This is a genomic window from Kitasatospora sp. NPDC001095 (assembly GCF_053598615.1).
The window spans coordinates 177,962-194,028 of record NZ_JBSFKQ010000003.1 but is presented as its reverse complement, the minus strand read 5'-3'; the positions used below and the strand labels follow the sequence as shown (position 1 = coordinate 194,028).

12 protein-coding genes and 1 pseudogene are annotated in these 16,067 nt (G+C 75.4%); 5 read left to right on the top strand and 8 right to left on the bottom strand.

The window, feature by feature from the left end:
* Positions 1–114 precede the first annotated feature (114 nt).
* A complete protein-coding gene (locus ACWDBB_RS04895) occupies positions 115–2,562 on the bottom strand; it encodes a DUF5682 family protein (RefSeq protein WP_449788302.1) in 2,448 nt (815 codons plus the stop codon).
* A complete protein-coding gene (locus ACWDBB_RS04890) occupies positions 2,520–3,602 on the bottom strand; it encodes an ATP-binding protein (protein ID WP_402416679.1) in 1,083 nt (360 codons plus the stop codon). Before ACWDBB_RS04890 ends, ACWDBB_RS04895 begins: the two co-directional genes overlap by 43 nt.
* A gap of 167 nt (positions 3,603–3,769) precedes the next feature.
* Between ACWDBB_RS04890 and ACWDBB_RS04885 the strand changes: the two genes are divergently transcribed.
* Entirely contained in the window at positions 3,770–5,062 is a 1,293-nt protein-coding gene (locus ACWDBB_RS04885) for an SWIM zinc finger family protein (RefSeq protein WP_449788210.1), read from the top strand.
* 11 nt (positions 5,063–5,073) lie between these two features.
* Positions 5,074–6,660 (top strand): DUF5691 domain-containing protein, encoded by a 1,587-nt coding sequence (locus ACWDBB_RS04880; protein ID WP_449788209.1) that lies wholly within the window; start codon positions 5,074–5,076, stop codon positions 6,658–6,660.
* 72 nt (positions 6,661–6,732) lie between these two features.
* On the opposite strand, the gene ACWDBB_RS04875 is transcribed toward ACWDBB_RS04880, so the two are convergent.
* Positions 6,733–7,137 (bottom strand): cobalamin B12-binding domain-containing protein, encoded by a 405-nt coding sequence (locus ACWDBB_RS04875; RefSeq protein ID WP_224285525.1) that lies wholly within the window; start codon positions 7,135–7,137, stop codon positions 6,733–6,735.
* A gap of 324 nt (positions 7,138–7,461) precedes the next feature.
* On the opposite strand from ACWDBB_RS04875, the gene ACWDBB_RS04870 reads away from it, so the two are divergent.
* The gene (locus ACWDBB_RS04870) at positions 7,462–8,277 is read left to right on the top strand and encodes a M23 family metallopeptidase (RefSeq protein WP_449788208.1); all 816 of its coding nucleotides are present in this window, start codon (positions 7,462–7,464) and stop codon (positions 8,275–8,277) included.
* 6 nt (positions 8,278–8,283) lie between these two features.
* Here ACWDBB_RS04870 and pcrA read toward each other — a convergent pair whose 3' ends face one another.
* From pcrA to ACWDBB_RS04855, 3 genes are all read right to left on the bottom strand, one after another.
* On the bottom strand, positions 8,284–10,899 hold the full coding sequence (gene pcrA, locus ACWDBB_RS04865; RefSeq protein WP_449788207.1) for a DNA helicase PcrA: 2,616 nt from the start codon (positions 10,897–10,899) through the stop codon (positions 8,284–8,286).
* Positions 10,900–10,983: 84 nt separating this feature from the next.
* Positions 10,984–11,688 carry a LuxR C-terminal-related transcriptional regulator gene (locus ACWDBB_RS04860; RefSeq protein ID WP_449788206.1) on the bottom strand — a complete coding sequence of 235 codons (705 nt, stop codon included), beginning with the start codon at positions 11,686–11,688 and terminating at the stop codon, positions 10,984–10,986.
* A complete protein-coding gene (locus tag ACWDBB_RS04855) occupies positions 11,681–13,015 on the bottom strand; it encodes an ATP-binding protein (protein ID WP_449788301.1) in 1,335 nt (444 codons plus the stop codon). The genes ACWDBB_RS04860 and ACWDBB_RS04855 overlap by 8 nt, the downstream gene beginning before the upstream one ends.
* Positions 13,016–13,278: 263 nt before the next feature.
* Here ACWDBB_RS04855 and ACWDBB_RS04850 point away from each other — a divergent pair, with 263 nt between their 5' ends.
* Entirely contained in the window at positions 13,279–14,730 is a 1,452-nt protein-coding gene (locus ACWDBB_RS04850) for a PspC domain-containing protein (protein WP_449788205.1), read from the top strand.
* Positions 14,727–14,936 carry a hypothetical protein gene (locus ACWDBB_RS04845; protein ID WP_449788204.1) on the top strand — a complete coding sequence of 70 codons (210 nt, stop codon included), beginning with the start codon at positions 14,727–14,729 and terminating at the stop codon, positions 14,934–14,936. Before ACWDBB_RS04850 ends, ACWDBB_RS04845 begins: the two co-directional genes overlap by 4 nt.
* Before the next feature lie 44 nt (positions 14,937–14,980).
* Here ACWDBB_RS04845 and ACWDBB_RS04840 read toward each other — a convergent pair whose 3' ends face one another.
* Positions 14,981–15,265, bottom strand: coding sequence for a QcrA and Rieske domain-containing protein (locus ACWDBB_RS04840; RefSeq protein WP_392914443.1), 285 nt, complete (start codon positions 15,263–15,265; stop codon positions 14,981–14,983).
* A gap of 237 nt (positions 15,266–15,502) precedes the next feature.
* A pseudogene (locus tag ACWDBB_RS04835) lies at positions 15,503–16,030 on the bottom strand (DoxX family membrane protein); the annotation flags it as partial.
* Positions 16,031–16,067: the final 37 nt, after the last annotated feature.

The following is a 16,067-nucleotide window of genomic DNA, read 5'->3' as shown; positions in this document are numbered from 1 at the left end:
CCTCCTCTTCAGCGGGTCCTGCGGTGGGGCAGGCGTTCGGTACGGCGGTGCGTTCGGCGCGGCGGTGGGGCCGGCGGCGGTGCGCCCGGCGTTCGGTACGGCGGTGCGGCGGTGTCAGGTGTCGCGGCCGGCGGCCTGCCGGGGGATCGTCGGACGGAGCCCGAGCAGCAGGGCCACCACGGGGACGGCGGCGTCGGCGCGGGCCCGGTCCAGCTCGCCGGACTCGGCCCGGGCGGCCGGGAGCTCGCCGAGCGGGCCGGCCGCGACCCGGCCGCCGATGGTGGTGCGCACGCCCGCCTCCAGTCCGGCGAAGGTGCGGCGCAGCAGCGGCAGGACGTCGGTGAAGACCTCGCCGCTCACCCCGGTCAGCCACTCGTCCAGCAGGGCGAGCAGCCGGGGGTCGTGCAGCAGCAGGGCGCCGCCGCCGGTCAGGAAGCCCTCGACCCAACCGGCCGCGTCCGCCGGGGCGTTGGCGACGGAGAGCACCAGCCGCAGCCGTCGGCCGGCCTCCTCGGAGTCGAGCCGGCCGTCGTCCAGCAGCAGTCGCACGGCGCGACCGCGCAGCAGCCCGGGGGCGCCGGTGGCCGGTCCGCCGGCCGGCTCGCGGCGGGCCAGCGAGCGCAGGGCGGCGGCCCAGCGGTCGGCCAGGCCGGCCAGGCCTTCCGGATCCGGTGCGGTGCCTTCGGCGGCCTCTTCGACGGCGGCCTCTTCGACGGCGGCCTCTTCGACGGCGGCGTCTTCCGTGGTGGCGGAGGCGGCGGGATCGGCGGCCAGCAGCCCGATCGCGCCGTGCACCTCGTCGAGCCGGCCGCGCATCGCCTCCGCGCCCTGCGCGTCCAGACCGACGCAGGCGGGCGGCAGTCCGACGCAGATCCGCTCGGCCAGGCCCGAGGCCGCCTCGGCGAGCGCCCCGTGGTCGGTGCCGCGCACGTCGCCGTAGCGCAGCGCGCGGACCAGCGCGGGCAGCGCGCCCGCGAGGTGCGCGACGTCGGTGTCCAGGGCCGCGCAGTCGGCGAGCACCCGCATCACGGCGGGCAGTGCCCCGGACAGCCCGGCCAGCAGGCAGGTCTCCACCAGGCCGGTCAGCTCGGCGAGTTCCTCGGCGGCGCGGGCGGTGCCGACGGCCTTGTTGACCGCCGCCTCCTCGACCGTGGTGCCCCACTGGGCGGCCTCGGCGATCCGGACCGCGAACTCGGGCTGCCAGCACAGCCGCCAGCTCTCCCGGAACGTCCCGGTCGAGTTCACCGAGGACCGCGCGGGCACGCCCCAGTCCACGCCCAGCAGCCGCAGCCGGTGCAGCAGCCGGGAGCGGGCCGCGTCGGTGTCCTTGCGCAGGTCGAGGTCGACGTCCTTCGGCGCGGCCTCGGGCTTGAGCCGCAGCGAGCGCTGCAGCCGGGTGAGGTCGCGCTGGAGCGGTACCGCCGGCGCGGCGTCCGGGACCTCGCCCAGCGCGTCGCCGACCACCAGGCGGTCCCGGACCAGCTCCAGGGCGACGTCCGAGCCCTCGCAGAGCACCGCGCGCACCGCGTCCAGGGTCTCGGTCAGCCCGGCGAGCGGGCGGCCGCGCAGCACGGCCAGCGTCTCGGCGAGGCGGACCGCCTCGATCACGTGCGCGGAGGAGACCGGGTGGTCCTCGGCGCGCAGCAGTTCGGCGGCCCGGGTGAGCCAGCGCGGGACCGGGTCCCCGTCGGTGGTGAACAGGTGGTGGTACCAGCCGGGCGACTGCACGCCCGCGCCGTAGCCGGCGGACTGGGAGAGCCGGCGGTGCGTCCACGGCACCCAGGTGATGTCCGTGCGCACCTTCTTCGGCAGCCCGGCGAGCAGCGCCCGGTCGTGGGCGACGGTGGGCATCCGCTCCAGCGCGGGGACGTGGAAGGCCCCGCAGACCACGGCGATCCGCCGGTGCCCGGCGCGGCGGGCGGCGCGGATCTGCTGGCGCATGTGCGCCTCGCGCAGCCGGTCCCGGCGGGACTCGCCGAGGCCCTCCGCGCGCAGCGCGCCCATCGCCTCGGCGACGGCGGCGAACGGCGCCAGCGCGTCGCCGCCGGGCGCGCGGTGCTCGACCACGTCCTCCCACCAGCGCTCGGCGTCGTCGTGCCCGGCCGCCTCGGCGAGCAGCGCCAGTGGGTCGGCGACCGGCTCGGCGCCCTCCCGCGCGCCGTCCTCCTCGGTGCCCCCCGCTTCGGTGCCCTCCTCCTCCGGCGCGAAGCCGTACCCGGCGGGCAGGTCGATGAAGCGGACCGGCAGGTCGTGGTCGACGGCGTGCCGGATCGCCACCCACTCCGGGGAGAACTCGGCGTACGGCCAGAAGGCGGCCCTCGCCGGGTCGTCCACCGCGTGGGCGAGCAGCGCCACCGGCGGGACGAGGTCCTTCTCGGCGGCCAGGTGGACGATCGCGTCGGCCTCCGGCGGGCCCTCGATCAGCACCGCGTCCGGCCGCCACCGCGCCAGCGCGGCGGCCACCGCCCGGGCGGATCCGGGGCCGTGGTGGCGGATGCCCAGCAGGGCGACCTCGGACGTCACGCCGTCACCTCGCGGGCGGCGCGGTAGAAGTCCTTCCAGCCGTCGCGCTCGCGCACCACCCCTTCGACGTACTCGCGCCAGACCGCCCGGTCCGCCACCGGGTCGCGGACGACGGCGCCGAGGATGCCGGCCGTCACGTCCCCGGCGCGCAGCACGCCGTCGCCGAAGTGGGCGGCCAGGGCCAGCCCGTTGGTCACCACCGAGATCGCCTCGGCGGTGGAGAGGGTGCCGCTCGGGGTCTTGACCTTCGTCCGGCCGTCCACCGTGATCCCGGCCCGCAGCTCGCGGAAGACGGTGACCACGCGCCTGATCTCCTCGGCGCCGCCGGGCAGTTCGGGCAGGTCCAGGGAGCGGCCGAGCTGGTTGACCCGGCGGGTGACGATGTCGACCTCCTCGTCCAGCGAACCCGGCAGCGGCAGCACCACGGTGTTGAAGCGGCGGCGCAACGCGCTGGACAGCTCGTTGACGCCGCGGTCGCGGTCGTTGGCGGTGGCGATCACGTTGAAGCCGCGCACCGCCTGGGTCTCGGCTCCCAACTCCGGTATCGGGAGCGTCTTCTCGGACAGGATGGTGATCAGACTGTCCTGTACGTCGGCGGGGATGCGGGTGAGCTCCTCGACCCGGGCGATCTTGCCGTCGGCCATCGCCCGCATCAGCGGCGAGGGCACCAGGGCGTCCCGGCTGGGCCCGTGGGTGAGCAGCTGGGCGTAGTTCCAGCCGTACCGGACGGCCTCCTCGGGGGTGCCGGCGGTGCCCTGCACCAGCATCGTGGAGTCGCCGCTGATCGCCGCCGCCAGGTGCTCGGACACCCAGGTCTTCGCGGTGCCCGGCACGCCGAGCAGCAGCAGCGCGCGGTCCGTCGCCAGGGTCGTCACGGCGACCTCGACGACCCGGCGCGGGCCGATGTACTTGGGGGTGATCCGGGTGCCGTCGGGCAGTTCACCGCCGAGCAGGTACGTCGCCACGGCCCACGGCGAGAGCTTCCAGCGCTCGGGGCGCGGACGGTCGTCCTGCGCGGCCAGTGCGGCCAGTTCACCGGCGAACGCGTCCTCGGCGTGCTGCCGCAGAACGTCGGCCATCTCGGGCTCCTTCGGGTCGGCCCCGGGCACACGGGTGCCCCGGGCGCAATGGTGATCGGGGAGTCAGGACCTGTTGGGAACAACCCTGCACCGAGCCACTGACAACCCGGCTGGGCCCGCGGACGGCCCGTCAGCCGCTGTCAGTGCCGCCACCTACGGTCGGTCGCATGGAGGAACGCTGGAGCACCGAACACGTCCTGTCCCTGGCACCTGACGCCGCCTCGCAGAAGGCGGCGGGCAAGCTCTCCGCGCCCGCGCCGTGGTCCGGCACCGGCACCGACGGCACCGCGCTCTGGGGGGAGTGCAAGGGCAGCGGCCGCACGCCGTACCGCACCGCGATCGAACTCGCCACGCCCGCCTACCAGTGCAGCTGCCCCAGCCGGAAGTTCCCGTGCAAGCACGCGCTCGGGCTCCTCCTGCTGTGGAGCGGCACCCCGCAGGCCGTCCCGGCCGGCGAGCCCGCCGACTGGGTCGCCGAGTGGCTCAAGTCCCGCCAGGAGCGCACGGAGAAGCGCGCGGCGGAGCCGGTCGACCCGGAGGCCGCCCGGCGGCGGGCCGAGAAGCGCGGCGCCCGGGTCGCCGCCGGGGCCGCCGAACTGCGGCTGCGGCTGACCGACCGGGTCCGGCACGGCCTGGCCGACCAGTCCACCGCCGGGCCCTGGGAGGAGGTCGCCGCCCGGATGGTCGACGCGCAGGCCCCCGGCCTGGCCACCCGGGTCCGCGAACTGGACGCGCTGCCGCAGGAGCGGCTGCTGGAGGAGTACGCGATGCTGCACCTGCTCGCCACCGCCGCCACCCGGATGGACGAGCTGCCGCCCGAACTGGCCGCCACCGTCCGCACCCGGGTCGGGTACCCCGCGGACGACAGCACGCTGGGGACCGGCGTCCGCGACCGCTGGCTGGTGCTCGGCAGCCGGGACACCACGGTCGAGCGGCTCACCACCCGCCGGGTCTGGCTGCGCGGCGCCAAGACCGGCCGCCCGGCCCTGCTGCTCGCCTTCGGCCACTCCGGCCAGGCGCCCGCCCTCGCCCTGCCCACCGGCCACCTGGTGGAGGCCCAGCTCGCCTACTACCCCGGCGCCCATCCGCTGCGCGCCACCCTCTGCAAGCGCTACGGCGCCCCCGAGCCGGGCCCCGCCGGGCCGCCCGCGGGGCTGACGGTCGCCGAGGCGGTGGCCGGCTACGGCACCGCCGTCGCCGACGACCCGTGGCTGGAGAGCCGACCGACGGTGCTCGGCGACGTCGTCCCGGTCCGCGCCCCGGACGGCTGGTTCCTGACGGACGGCCACCACACCGTGCCGGTCCGCACCTCGACCGCCCCGGAGGCCGCGCTGTGGCGGCTGGCCGCGGTCTCCACCGGCCGCCCGCTCACGGTCTTCGGCGAGTACGGCCACCAGGGCTTCGCCCCGGTCACGGCCTGGGCTGCCGGCCGACGCCCGGTCGGCCTCACCAACGCTTAGGAGCACCGAGAATGACGACCACCCAGGACCCTTGGGAGACCCTGCAGACCAGCGCCCTGCTCGGGACCGACCGCCGACCGCTCCCGGCCACCGCCCTGCCGCTCGCCGACGCCGTGGACCGGGGCGACCAGGCCGCCGCCCTGCTGGAGCTGGCCGCGCTGGCCGCCGTCCGCCGCCGGGCCGGCGCGCTGCCCGTACCGGCCGCCGAGCCGCCCGGCCCGCCCGCGGCCGAGGACACCCGCCCGGAACTGCCGGAGCCCGCAGCCCGCCGCCTGGCCGTCCTGCTCTCGGGCCGGACCGGCGCCGGCGGCGGCACCCTGGCCAACCTGGCCGAGCTGCTGCCCCAGTGGCTCACCGCCGCCCGGGCGAGCGGCCTGCGCCCGCCCGCCGCGCTGGTGCCCGGCCTGCTCGACGCCGCCCGCGCCCGCAGCGAACTGCGGCCCGACGCCGTGGCGTTGGCCGGTCCGCTGGGCCGCTGGCTGGCCGAGCAGAACCCCGACTGGCGGTTCGTGCTGCGCACCACCACGCCCGAGCTGCCGCAGGAGTGCGCGGACGACCGGCTCTGGCACGAGGGCCTGTTCGCCGAGCGGGTCACCCACCTCACGCTGCTGCGCCGCCGCGATCCCGCGGCCGGCCTGGAACTGCTGCGCGGCACCTGGGCCACCGAGCGCGCCGAGGACCGTCTGCTCTTCCTGGACGCCCTCCAGGAGGGCCTCTCCCCCGCCGACGAACCGTTCCTGGAGGCCGCCCTCGGCGACCGCAGCAAGAACGTCCGGGCCACCGCCGCCGAGCTGCTCTCCGCCCTGCCCGACTCGGCGCTGGCCCACCGGATGGCCGAGCGGGCCCGGGCCGCCGTCCGGCTCGCCGACACCGGCACCCACCTGCTGGTCACCCCGCCCGCCGAGTGCGACGCCCGGATGCAGCGCGACGGGATCGCCCCCAAGTCGCCCACCGGGCGCGGCGAACGGGCCTGGTGGTTCGGCGAGGTGGTGGCCGCCGCGCCACTGGCGACCTGGTCGACGAGCACCGGGCTGACGCCCGAGCAGCTGCTCGCCCTGCGGGTCGGCGACAGCCTCGACGAGGCCAGCAGCAGCTGGGCCGACGACCTGCGCGAGGCCTGGGCGCGGGCAGCCGTCCGTCAGCAGGACGCCGACTGGGCCCGGGCGCTGCTCGGCCCGGCCCCGGCCCCGCCCGGACGCGGCGCCCGGACCCGCTCGCCGCGGGCCACCGGCGCCCCGGCCAAGCTGCTGGCCGTCCTCCCGCCACAGGAGCGGGCCGCCTGGACGGCCGCGTTCATCACGGTGCACGGACTGGGCGAGGCCTTCCAACTGCTCGGCGCCTGCGCCACCCCGTGGACGCCGCCGCTGTCCACCGCCGTGGTGACGGCGCTGGCCCGGGCGGCGGCCTCCGGGGCGTACCCGTGGAGCCACAGCGGGGTGCTCGGGATGACGGAGCGCGCGCTCTCCCCGGAGTCGGCCGCCGCGGTGGAGGAGCTGGCCGCCGAGGCCGCCCCGGACTCCGCGTGGTCCGAGACCTTCGCCCGGCTGGCCGGCACCCTGCGCTTCCGGGCGGCGATGCTCGCGGAGCTGGCGGGCTGAACCCGGCGGAGCACCGGACACGACGGAGCGGGCCGGTCCCGGGAGGGGCCGGCCCGCTCGACGCCCGGTGGCTCAGCCCGCCCGCAGGTTCGACTCGACCCAGGCGACCACGTCCCGGGTCGGCGTGCCCGGGGTGAAGATGTCCGCGACGCCCATCGCCTTGAGCTCGGCGATGTCCTCGTCCGGGATGATCCCGCCGCAGAAGACCTTGATGTCCTCCGCGTCGCGCTCCTTCAGCAGCTCCAGCACCCGCGCGCACAGCGTCATGTGGGCGCCGGAGAGGATCGACAGCCCGATGCCGTCCGCGTCCTCCTGGATCGCGGTGTCGACGACCTGCTCGGGCGTCTGGTGCAGTCCGGTGTAGATGACCTCCATACCGGCGTCGCGCAGGGCACGCGCGATGACCTTGGCACCACGGTCGTGACCGTCGAGCCCGGGCTTGGCGACCACCACACGGATCGGCCCCGACACACTCATGACTGCCTCCTGGACATCGTCGTCCACCATCCGACCGGGCCTCGTGGGCCGCCGGCGCGGTTAACGGTCAATAACCAATCTGAGGGGAGGTTAGCGCCACCGGGCACGGTTGACCGTGCCACCCCCGAAGAGGAGGGCAAAGTCACAGCTCCGGGCCTTGCTACCAGCGGGTATACCCCTCCTTCCCGCAACCTCCGCACAGACCCCCCGGCCGCCCCCTTGACATCCGGAGGGTTTTCCGGAGCGTCGACCTTGCGGTTACAGTCACGGCTGTTCTCCCCCTCGCCCGACGACGTCCGAGGCCCACCGAGGAGGCAGCCCCCGATGGCTCCCGATGCAGCCGCCCGTCCGACCCGTGCGGAGCTGCGCCTCGCGGCCCGCGAACAGTCCCGTGCCCAGCGCCGCGGCGCCGCCAAGGCGGCCACCCGGACGGCACTGCTGCGGGTCGCGCTGCCGTCGGTGGCGGCGCTCGGCGTGGCCGCCGCAGCGGCGGTCACCGTGCAGGGCGAGGCCGACCAGCAGCGCGCCCAGGCCGCCGGGCGAGTGCCGCAGACGGCGACGGACAACGCCCCGGACACCGCGGCCGCGCGGACGGCGGCCGCCCAGGCGGCCTGGGCCGGCGCACCGGCCCAGGCCTCGCGCGGCGACGCCCGCCGGCCGCTGGCCGGCGCCCAGCCCGCCGACGCCCCCGCCGAGGCCCCCACCGCGCAGCCCACCGCCGAGCCGGCGCCCGAGCCGGTCAAGCCCAAGGTGGTCATGCCGGTCGCCCGGCACGGCCTCGGCGAGGTGTTCGGCGAGGCCGGCACCCACTGGGCCAACCGGCACACCGGCATCGACTTCCCGGTGGACGGCGGCTCCGAGGTCTACGCCGTGGCCGACGGCACCCTCCGCACCCAGTGGAACCCGTTCTACGGCTACATGACGATCATCAAGATGTCCGACGGCACCGAGGCCTGGTACTGCCACCTGCGGGCGTACAAGGTGCGCAAGGGCCCGGTGAAGCAGGGCGACGTGGTCGCCTTCGTCGGCAGCAGCGGCAACAGCACCGGCCCGCACCTGCACTTCGAGATCCGGCCGCAGGGCAGCGGGCCGATCGACCCGCTGCCCTGGTTCCTCTCGAACGGCCTGGACCCGCGCTAGAACGCCCTACAGCTTCTCGACCGGCGCGTAGCGCAGCAGCAGCTGCTTGCGCCCGTCGGTGCCGAAGTCGACGGTGGCCTGTGCCCGGTCGCCGACGCCCGTGACGGCCACCACGGTGCCCAGCCCGAAGCTGTCGTGGGTGACCCGGTCGCCGACCGCGAGCGAGACGGCCTCGCGCTCCACCAACCGGCCGCCGCCGCGCCGCGCCGACTGCCCCCAGCCGGCCTTGGGCGACGCCGCCGACGACGAGGAGCGCGAACTCCCGCCGCCGGACGAGGACTTGCCCCAGGACGCGCCCGAGGAGTAGCCGCGCTGGACCGGCGCCTGGGCCGCCCCGGTGCGCTTCCACTCCACCAGCGCCTCCGGGATCTCCTCCAGGAAGCGCGAGGCCGGGTTGTAGGCCGGCTGCCCCCAGGCGCTACGCAGCACCGAGCGGGTCAGGTACAGCCGCTCGCGGGCCCGGGTGAGGCCGACGTACGCGAGCCGGCGCTCCTCCTCCAGCTCCTTGACCTGGTTGAGCGCCCGCATGTGCGGGAAGATCCCGTCCTCCATGCCGGTCAGGAAGACCACCGGGAACTCCAGGCCCTTGGCGGTGTGCAGGGTCATCATCGTGATGACGCCCTGCCCGTCCTCGTCCTCATCGGGGATCTGGTCGGAGTCGGCGACCAGCGCGACCCGCTCCAGGAAGTCGGCCAGCGAGCCGACCGGCGGCGTGCCCTCCTCCCCGGCGTCCGGACGCTCGCCCGGGTCCTGCTCGTACTCCAGGGCGACGGAGGCGAGCTCCTGGAGGTTCTCCACCCGGGTCTCGTCCTGCGGGTCCGTCGACGCCTGGAGCTCGGCCAGGTAGCCGGTCTCCTCCAGGACGGCCTCCAGCACCGCCGCCGGGCCCGCGCCCGACTCGACCACCTGGCGCAGCCCGGCCATCAGGGTGTTGAACTTCTTGACGGCGTTGGCCGAGCGCGCGGCCATCCCGTACGCCTCGTCGACCCGCACCAGCGCCTGGGCGAAGGAGATCCGCTCCCGCGCGGCGAGCGCGTCGATCATCGCCTCGGCCCGCTCGCCGATGCCGCGCTTGGGCACGTTGAGGATCCGGCGCAGCGGCACCGTGTCCTCGGGGTTGGAGAGCACCCGCAGGTACGCCAGGACGTCCCGGACCTCCTTGCGCTCGTAGAAGCGCACCCCGCCGACCACCTTGTACGGCAGGCCGACCCGGATGAACACCTCCTCGAACACGCGGGACTGGGCGTTGGTCCGGTAGAAGATCGCGACGTCGCCGGGCTTGGCCTCGCCCTTGTCGGTGAGCCGGTCGATCTCGTCGGCGATGAACTGGGCCTCGCCGTGCTCGTCGTCCGCGACGTAGCCGACGACCTTCTCGCCGTGGTCCCCGGCCGTCCACAGCTTCTTCTCGCGGCGGTTGGCGTTGCGCTCGATGACGGCGTTGGCGGCGCTCAGGATCGTCTGGGTGGAGCGGTAGTTCTGCTCCAGCAGGATCGTGGTCGCGTTCGGGTAGTCCTCCTCGAACTGGAGGATGTTGCGGATCGTCGCGCCGCGGAAGGCGTAGATCGACTGGTCCGCGTCACCGACCACGCACAGCTCGGCCGGCGGCACCTCGGCGAGGTGCGCGGCCGCCGGGTTCACGAAGTCCCCATCCGCGGTGCGCTTCGGCGCGGCCGCGACGGATCCGCCGCTCAGCTCCCGGACGAGCATGTACTGGGCGTGGTTGGTGTCCTGGTACTCGTCGACCAGGATGTGCCGGAACCGGCGCCGGTAGTGCTCGGCGACGTCGGGGAAGGCCTGCAGCAGGTTCACCGTCGTCATGATGATGTCGTCGAAGTCCAGCGCGTTGGCCTCGCGCAGCCGCCGCTGGTAGAGCGCGTACGCCTCGGCGAGCTTCTTCTCCATCGGGTTGGCGGCCTGGTCGGCGAAGGTCTCCTCGTCGATCAGCTCGTTCTTGAGGTTGCTGATCTTCGCGGTGAAGGACTTCGGCGGGAACTGCTTCGGATCCAGGTCGAGGTCACGGCAGACCAGCGACATCAGCCGCTGCGAGTCGGCCGAGTCGTAGATCGAGAAGCTTGAGGTGAAGCCCAGCTGCTTGGACTCGCGGCGCAGGATGCGCACGCAGGCGCTGTGGAAGGTGGAGACCCACATCGCCCGGGCGCGCGGGCCGACCAGCGCTTCGACGCGCTCGCGCATCTCGCCGGCCGCCTTGTTGGTGAAGGTGATCGCCAGGATCTCCCCCGGCTGCACGCCGCGGGCGCCCAGCAGGTGGGCGATCCGGTGGGTCAGCACCCGGGTCTTGCCCGAGCCGGCGCCGGCCACGATCAGCAGCGGGGAGCCCGCGTGCAGCACCGCCTCGCGCTGCGGGTCGTTCATCCCCTCCAGCAGTTGCGCCGGGTCGATCACCGCCCGGGCGGCGCCGTTGCGGTACCAGGCGTCCCGCTCCGTCTCGGCGGCGTGGTCGGTCTGGAACAGCCCGTCCGGGATGGCCTCCTCGTACGCGTCGTACGGGAGGTCGTCCTCGTACGGCGGGGGCTCCTCGTCCACGGGAGCGGCGGGCTGCTTCGACCCGGCGGCGGGGGCCTCGAAACCGGGGAGCGGAAGGTCGTCAAAGAGGCTACTCATGGCACATCGAGTCTATGGCCACCCACCGACAAGCCCGCCCGCCCCGAAGGATCCGGGGCGGGCGGGCTTCGGCTCCCGGACCTGTCAGACCAGGCGGCGGGCGGTGGCCCAGCGGGTCAGCTCGTGGCGGTTGCTCAGCTGGAGCTTGCGCAGCACGGCGGAGACGTGGCTCTCGACCGTCTTCACCGAGATGAAGAGCTGCTTGGCGATCTCCTTGTAGGCGTAGCCGCGGGCGATCAGCCGCAGGACCTCGCGCTCGCGCTGGGTGAGCCGGTCCAGGTCCTCGTCCACCGGCGGGGTGTCGGTGGCGGCGAAGGCGTCCAGCACGAAGCCGGCCAGCCGGGGCGAGAACACCGCGTCGCCGTCGGCGATCCGGAAGACCGCGTTCACCAGGTCGGTGCCGGTGATGGTCTTGGTGACGTAGCCGCGCGCGCCGCCGCGGATGACGCCGATGACGTCCTCGGCGGCGTCCGACACCGACAGCGCCAGGAACTTGACCCCTCCCTGCTCCCCCATCACGCCGGCCGAGCGGCGCAGCACCTCGACGCCGCCGCCGCCCGGCAGGTGGACGTCGAGCAGTACCACGTCCGGCCTGGTCTCGGCGACCACGCGGACCGCCGAGTCCACGTCGTCGGCCTCGCCGACCACGTCGATGCCGGTCACCTCGGTACGGCCGATCTCGGCCCTGACCCCCGTCCGGAACATCCGGTGGTCGTCCACCAGTACGACCCGCGCGGTCCGCCCCCGGCCTTCGGCTGGGGGCACCCCCATCGGAGCTGCCTCAGTCATCCGTTCTCTCCATCTCCAGCTCGACCTCGGTACCGCCGCCCGCCGCCGGCCGCACCCGAGCGGTGCCGCCGTTGCGCTTCATCCGGCCGATGATCGACTCCCGTACGCCCATCCGGTCCTCGGGCACCGTGTCGGGGTCGAAGCCGGGGCCGTGGTCGCGGACGAACACCGACACCGTCCTCCCCTCCACCTCGGCGTAGACCTGGACCGGTCCCCCGCCACCGTACTTGGCCGCGTTGACGGTCGCCTCCCTCGCGGCCTGCATCTGTGCCGCGATCCTCTCGTCCATCGGGCAGTCGCCGACGATCACCAGCTCGACCTGGACGCCGTGCCGGTCCTCGACCTCGGCGACGGCGGCCCGCAGGGTCTCCGCCATGGTGTCCGGCGCGGCCTCGGCGGCGGCCTCCGGGCGGTACAGCCACAGCCGCAGCTCGCGCTCCTGCGAGCGCGCCAGCCGCAGCACCTCCTTGGGGTCCTCGGCCCTGCGCTGGATCAGGGTCAGGGTGTGCAGCACGGAGTCGTGGATGTGCGCGGCGATCTCGGCCCGCTCCTGGGCGCGGATGCGGGCGGTGCGCTCGGCCCCGAGGTCCTGCCAGAGCCGCAGGCCGTACGGGCCGAGCAGCACCAGCACGCCGACCAGCACCGCGAGCGAGGCCTCGATCACCGAGCCGAGCGTGGAGCCGCTGCCCTGCATGGCGAGCAGCGCGATGGTGCCGACCACCGCGAGCAGCACGCCCGCGCCGACCCGGGTGTAGGCGCCGCGCCGCTTCTCGCCCTCCTCGATGCCGAACCAGCGCTGCCAGCGCGAGTCGTCGGCCTGCCGCCAGACCAGCGCCACGCCGACGCCGATCGCCAGCAGCGGCCAGGTGTACGGCTTGGCGGTCTGCCAGCCGAGCACGTTGAGCAGCGCGATCACGCCGATCACGGTCATCACCAGGGCGGCGAGCTGCCCGAGGCCGCCCTGCCCGGCCTTGCCGGCCGACCCGGCCTCCTCCCCCTCCGCGGGGGCGGTCACCGGCTCGCCCTGCAGGGTGTGCTGGAGCAGCCGGCGCATCCGGCCCACCCAGCCGGTGGCCTGGCCGCCCTTGTTCAGCAGCCCGCCCTGCACCCCGGGCGAGGCCGGGACGAACGCCCCGTTGACGTACACCCACTGGGCGCCGCCGCGCTGCGAGGGCTCGCCGATGCCGATCGGCACCACGAACCAGAACGCGGCGTACAGCAGCGCGCCGATCCCCTGCGCGAAGAACAGCACGACGAAGGCGATCCGCACCCACCGCACCGGCAGCCCGAGGTGCACCGCCAGGCCGTGCGCGACGCCGCCGAGCATCCGGCCCCGCGGACTGCGGTAGAGCCGCCGGTAGGGCGGCCGACCGCCGTCGGGCGCGCTCGGGTCGGCGCCGGCCGACGGCACGGCGTCGGGGGCGATGGTTCGGGGATCGGTACCGGGGGCTGCCACGCCACCGATGGTTCCACGCGGGCGCCCGCGGGCGCATCAGGGTGTGTCCCCATCCCGTATCAGGGACAAGTCAGGGTACGGACAGGGATCGACCCGGTTGGGCCGGGCCGTCCCCTGCCGGAAGGATGGTGCCCATGACCGAGGACCCCCGCATCGAGGAGGCCGGGCCCGCCGCCCCGCCGGAACCGGACCGCCCGCCACTGACCCGGGCCGAGCGCCACCGCGTGGTGGCCGGCGTCTGCGGCGGCCTCGGCCGGCACCTGGACATCGACCCGGTGGTGTTCCGGATCGTCACGGTGGTGCTCTGCCTCTCCGGCGGCCTCGGGCTGTTCCTGTACGGCCTGGCCTGGCTGATCGTCCCGACGGACGGCGAGCCCAAGGGCCGCGGCGGGCGCACCGAGCTCCAGCGGGTGCTCACCGGACGGGTGGACGGCCAGTCGGTCGGCGCGGTGCTGCTGACGGTGATCGGCACCGGGGTGTTCTTCTCCTCGATGGGCGACGGGGACCAGATGTTCCCGCTGCTGCTGCTCGCCGCCCTGGTCTTCCTCGCGGTGCGCTACGACCCGGAGCGCCGCCGGGGCCGGGGGCGCGAGCGCCGCCGCGGCGGCCCGTACGACCGCCACTTCCCCGGGCAGGAGGGCACCGGGGTCACCGGCGGCGCCGCGAGCGCCGACGGCACCGGGGCCTACCGCTGGCCGCGGCCGGAGCAGGACGAGGCCGCCCGGCCCGCCGGCCGGACCCCCGCCGACGGCCCGGCCCCCGGCCCCGGCGGCTACCTGTGGGACCCGCGCCACCCCGAGCGCAACCCGTACGGGGGCGCCTCCCCGGCCGGCCCGACCCCGCCGTACGGCACCCCCGTGCCCCCGGCCGGCGGCCCGGCCCAGCCCTGGTGGCAGCGCGCCGACCTGCCCGAGGGCGACCCGCTGCGCAAGGAGAACGCCCAGCGCCGCCCCGCGCCCGCCGCCGTGCGGCACCCCCGGGAGCGCTCGGCGCTCGGCTTCTTCGGCTTCCTGCTGGCGGTCGGCGCCGGCGCCGCGGTCTGGGCCGCCTCCGCCGACCACCACAACCCCACCGTGCTGGGCGCGACGGTGCTGGCCACCGCGCTGCTGGTGGTGGGCCTGACCCTGCTGGTCGGCGCGAAGTTCGGCCGGGCCCGCCGGCTGGCGGTGACCGGCATGCTGCTCACCCTGGCGCTGGCCTTCGTCGGCCACGCGCCGGACTCCATGCGCAACGCCGTCGGCGACCGCGAGTGGACCGTCGCCTCGGCGGCCGACCTGCACGACCGGTACAACCTGGCCGCCGGGAAGATCAACCTGAACCTGTCCGCGGTCGACCCGGCCGGGGCCACCCTCTCCACCAAGGTCGACCTCGGCGTCGGCGACATCACCGTCACCGTGCCGGACGACGTGACGGTGAACGTGGTGGCCCGGGTCGGCCTGGGCAACGTCTCCGCCCCCGACGACCGGAGCGACAGCACCGGACGGCACACCTACTTGATCGGTCCTGCCAACGGGCAGCCGGCCAAGGGCACCCTCAATCTCGAACTCGGACTCGGGCTCGGCAACATCAAGGTGGTCCAGCAGTGAGGAAGCACCGGCTCGACCTGTTCTCGCTGATCGCGGGTGCGCTGTTCACCGTGATCGCCGTGGTCTACCTGGTCGCGGCGCTCAACGACCGGTCGGTGAACGGGCGGATCGTCATCCCCGTCGCCTTCATCGTGCTCGGCGTCGGCGGCCTGGCCGGCGCGGTCGCGGCGGTGGCCCGGCGCGGCCGGCCCGACCGCGAGGACTGACCGCCCCCTGAGCGCCGCGAGCGCGCCCGCCCGGCCCCGGGTCCTCAGCTCTGCTGCGGGCCCAGGGTCAGCTGGTCCCCGTTCTTGCTGACGGCGTACTTGGGCAGCGGCTTGACCGCCGGCCCGTTGACCACCGCACCGGTCGCGGCGTCGAACCGGGAGCCGTGGCAGGGGCAGTACAGCTGGCCGTTCTTCGGCGCGTCCACGGCGCAGCCCGAGTGGGTGCACACCGCGGAGAAGGCGCAGTACTGGCCGGCCTTGGGCTGCACGATGTAGACGGCGTCCCCGGTGGCCGGGTCCTTGACCTGGGCCGCGCCGCCGACCGGCACGCTCGCGGCGGGCACCGCGGGGGCCTGCGCCGGGGCGTTCGAGACCGCGGCGTCGGGGGCCGGCGCGTCGGCGACCGGGGCCGCCGACTGCTTGGCGGCGGCCGACTCGTCCCGGCCGAAGGTACGGGTCAGCGAGCCGGTGAGCAGCCCGGCCCCGCCGATCGCGACGGCCGCGATCCCGCCGTCCACCAGGGCCCGGCGCTTGACGTGGTCCTCGCCCAGCCCGCGCTCGCGGTCCCGCGCGGCCCGGCGGGCCAGGTAGCCGTCCACCGACAGGTCCGGCGTGCCGGCCAGCAGCAGCGGGGTCCAGGCCATCAGGTAGGCCAGGTCGTTGCCGAGGTAGTACGGCGAGACGCTCCAGCTGACCGTCAGCCACAGGCTGAGGTTGAGCAGCGCGCCGCCGAGCGCGGCGACCCGGCCCCACAGGCCGAGCAGGGTGCCGAGGCCCACCGCCAGCTCGCCGAAGGCCACGGCGAGCGCGAACAGGGTCGGGTGGCCGAGGGCGGGGCCGAGCAGGAAGGAGACCGGGCTGCCGCCCGCCTTGGCGGCCTGGGTCTGCGAGACGAAGGAGGCCGGGTCGCCCGCCCCGGCCAGGAAGTGGGCGTCGGAGAGCTTGTCGAGGGCGGCGTAGACGAAGGTGACGCCGAGGAAGAGCCGCAGCGGCAGCAGCGCGTACCTGGACGCGCGCGCCCTCAGCTGCGCGGCCCGGGCGGCCGGACCGGCCGCTCCCCCGCCTGCCGGCACCGGGTTGCTGGCCTCCGACATCCCTCACACCTTCCCTCGCCGCCTGCCACCGCCTGAC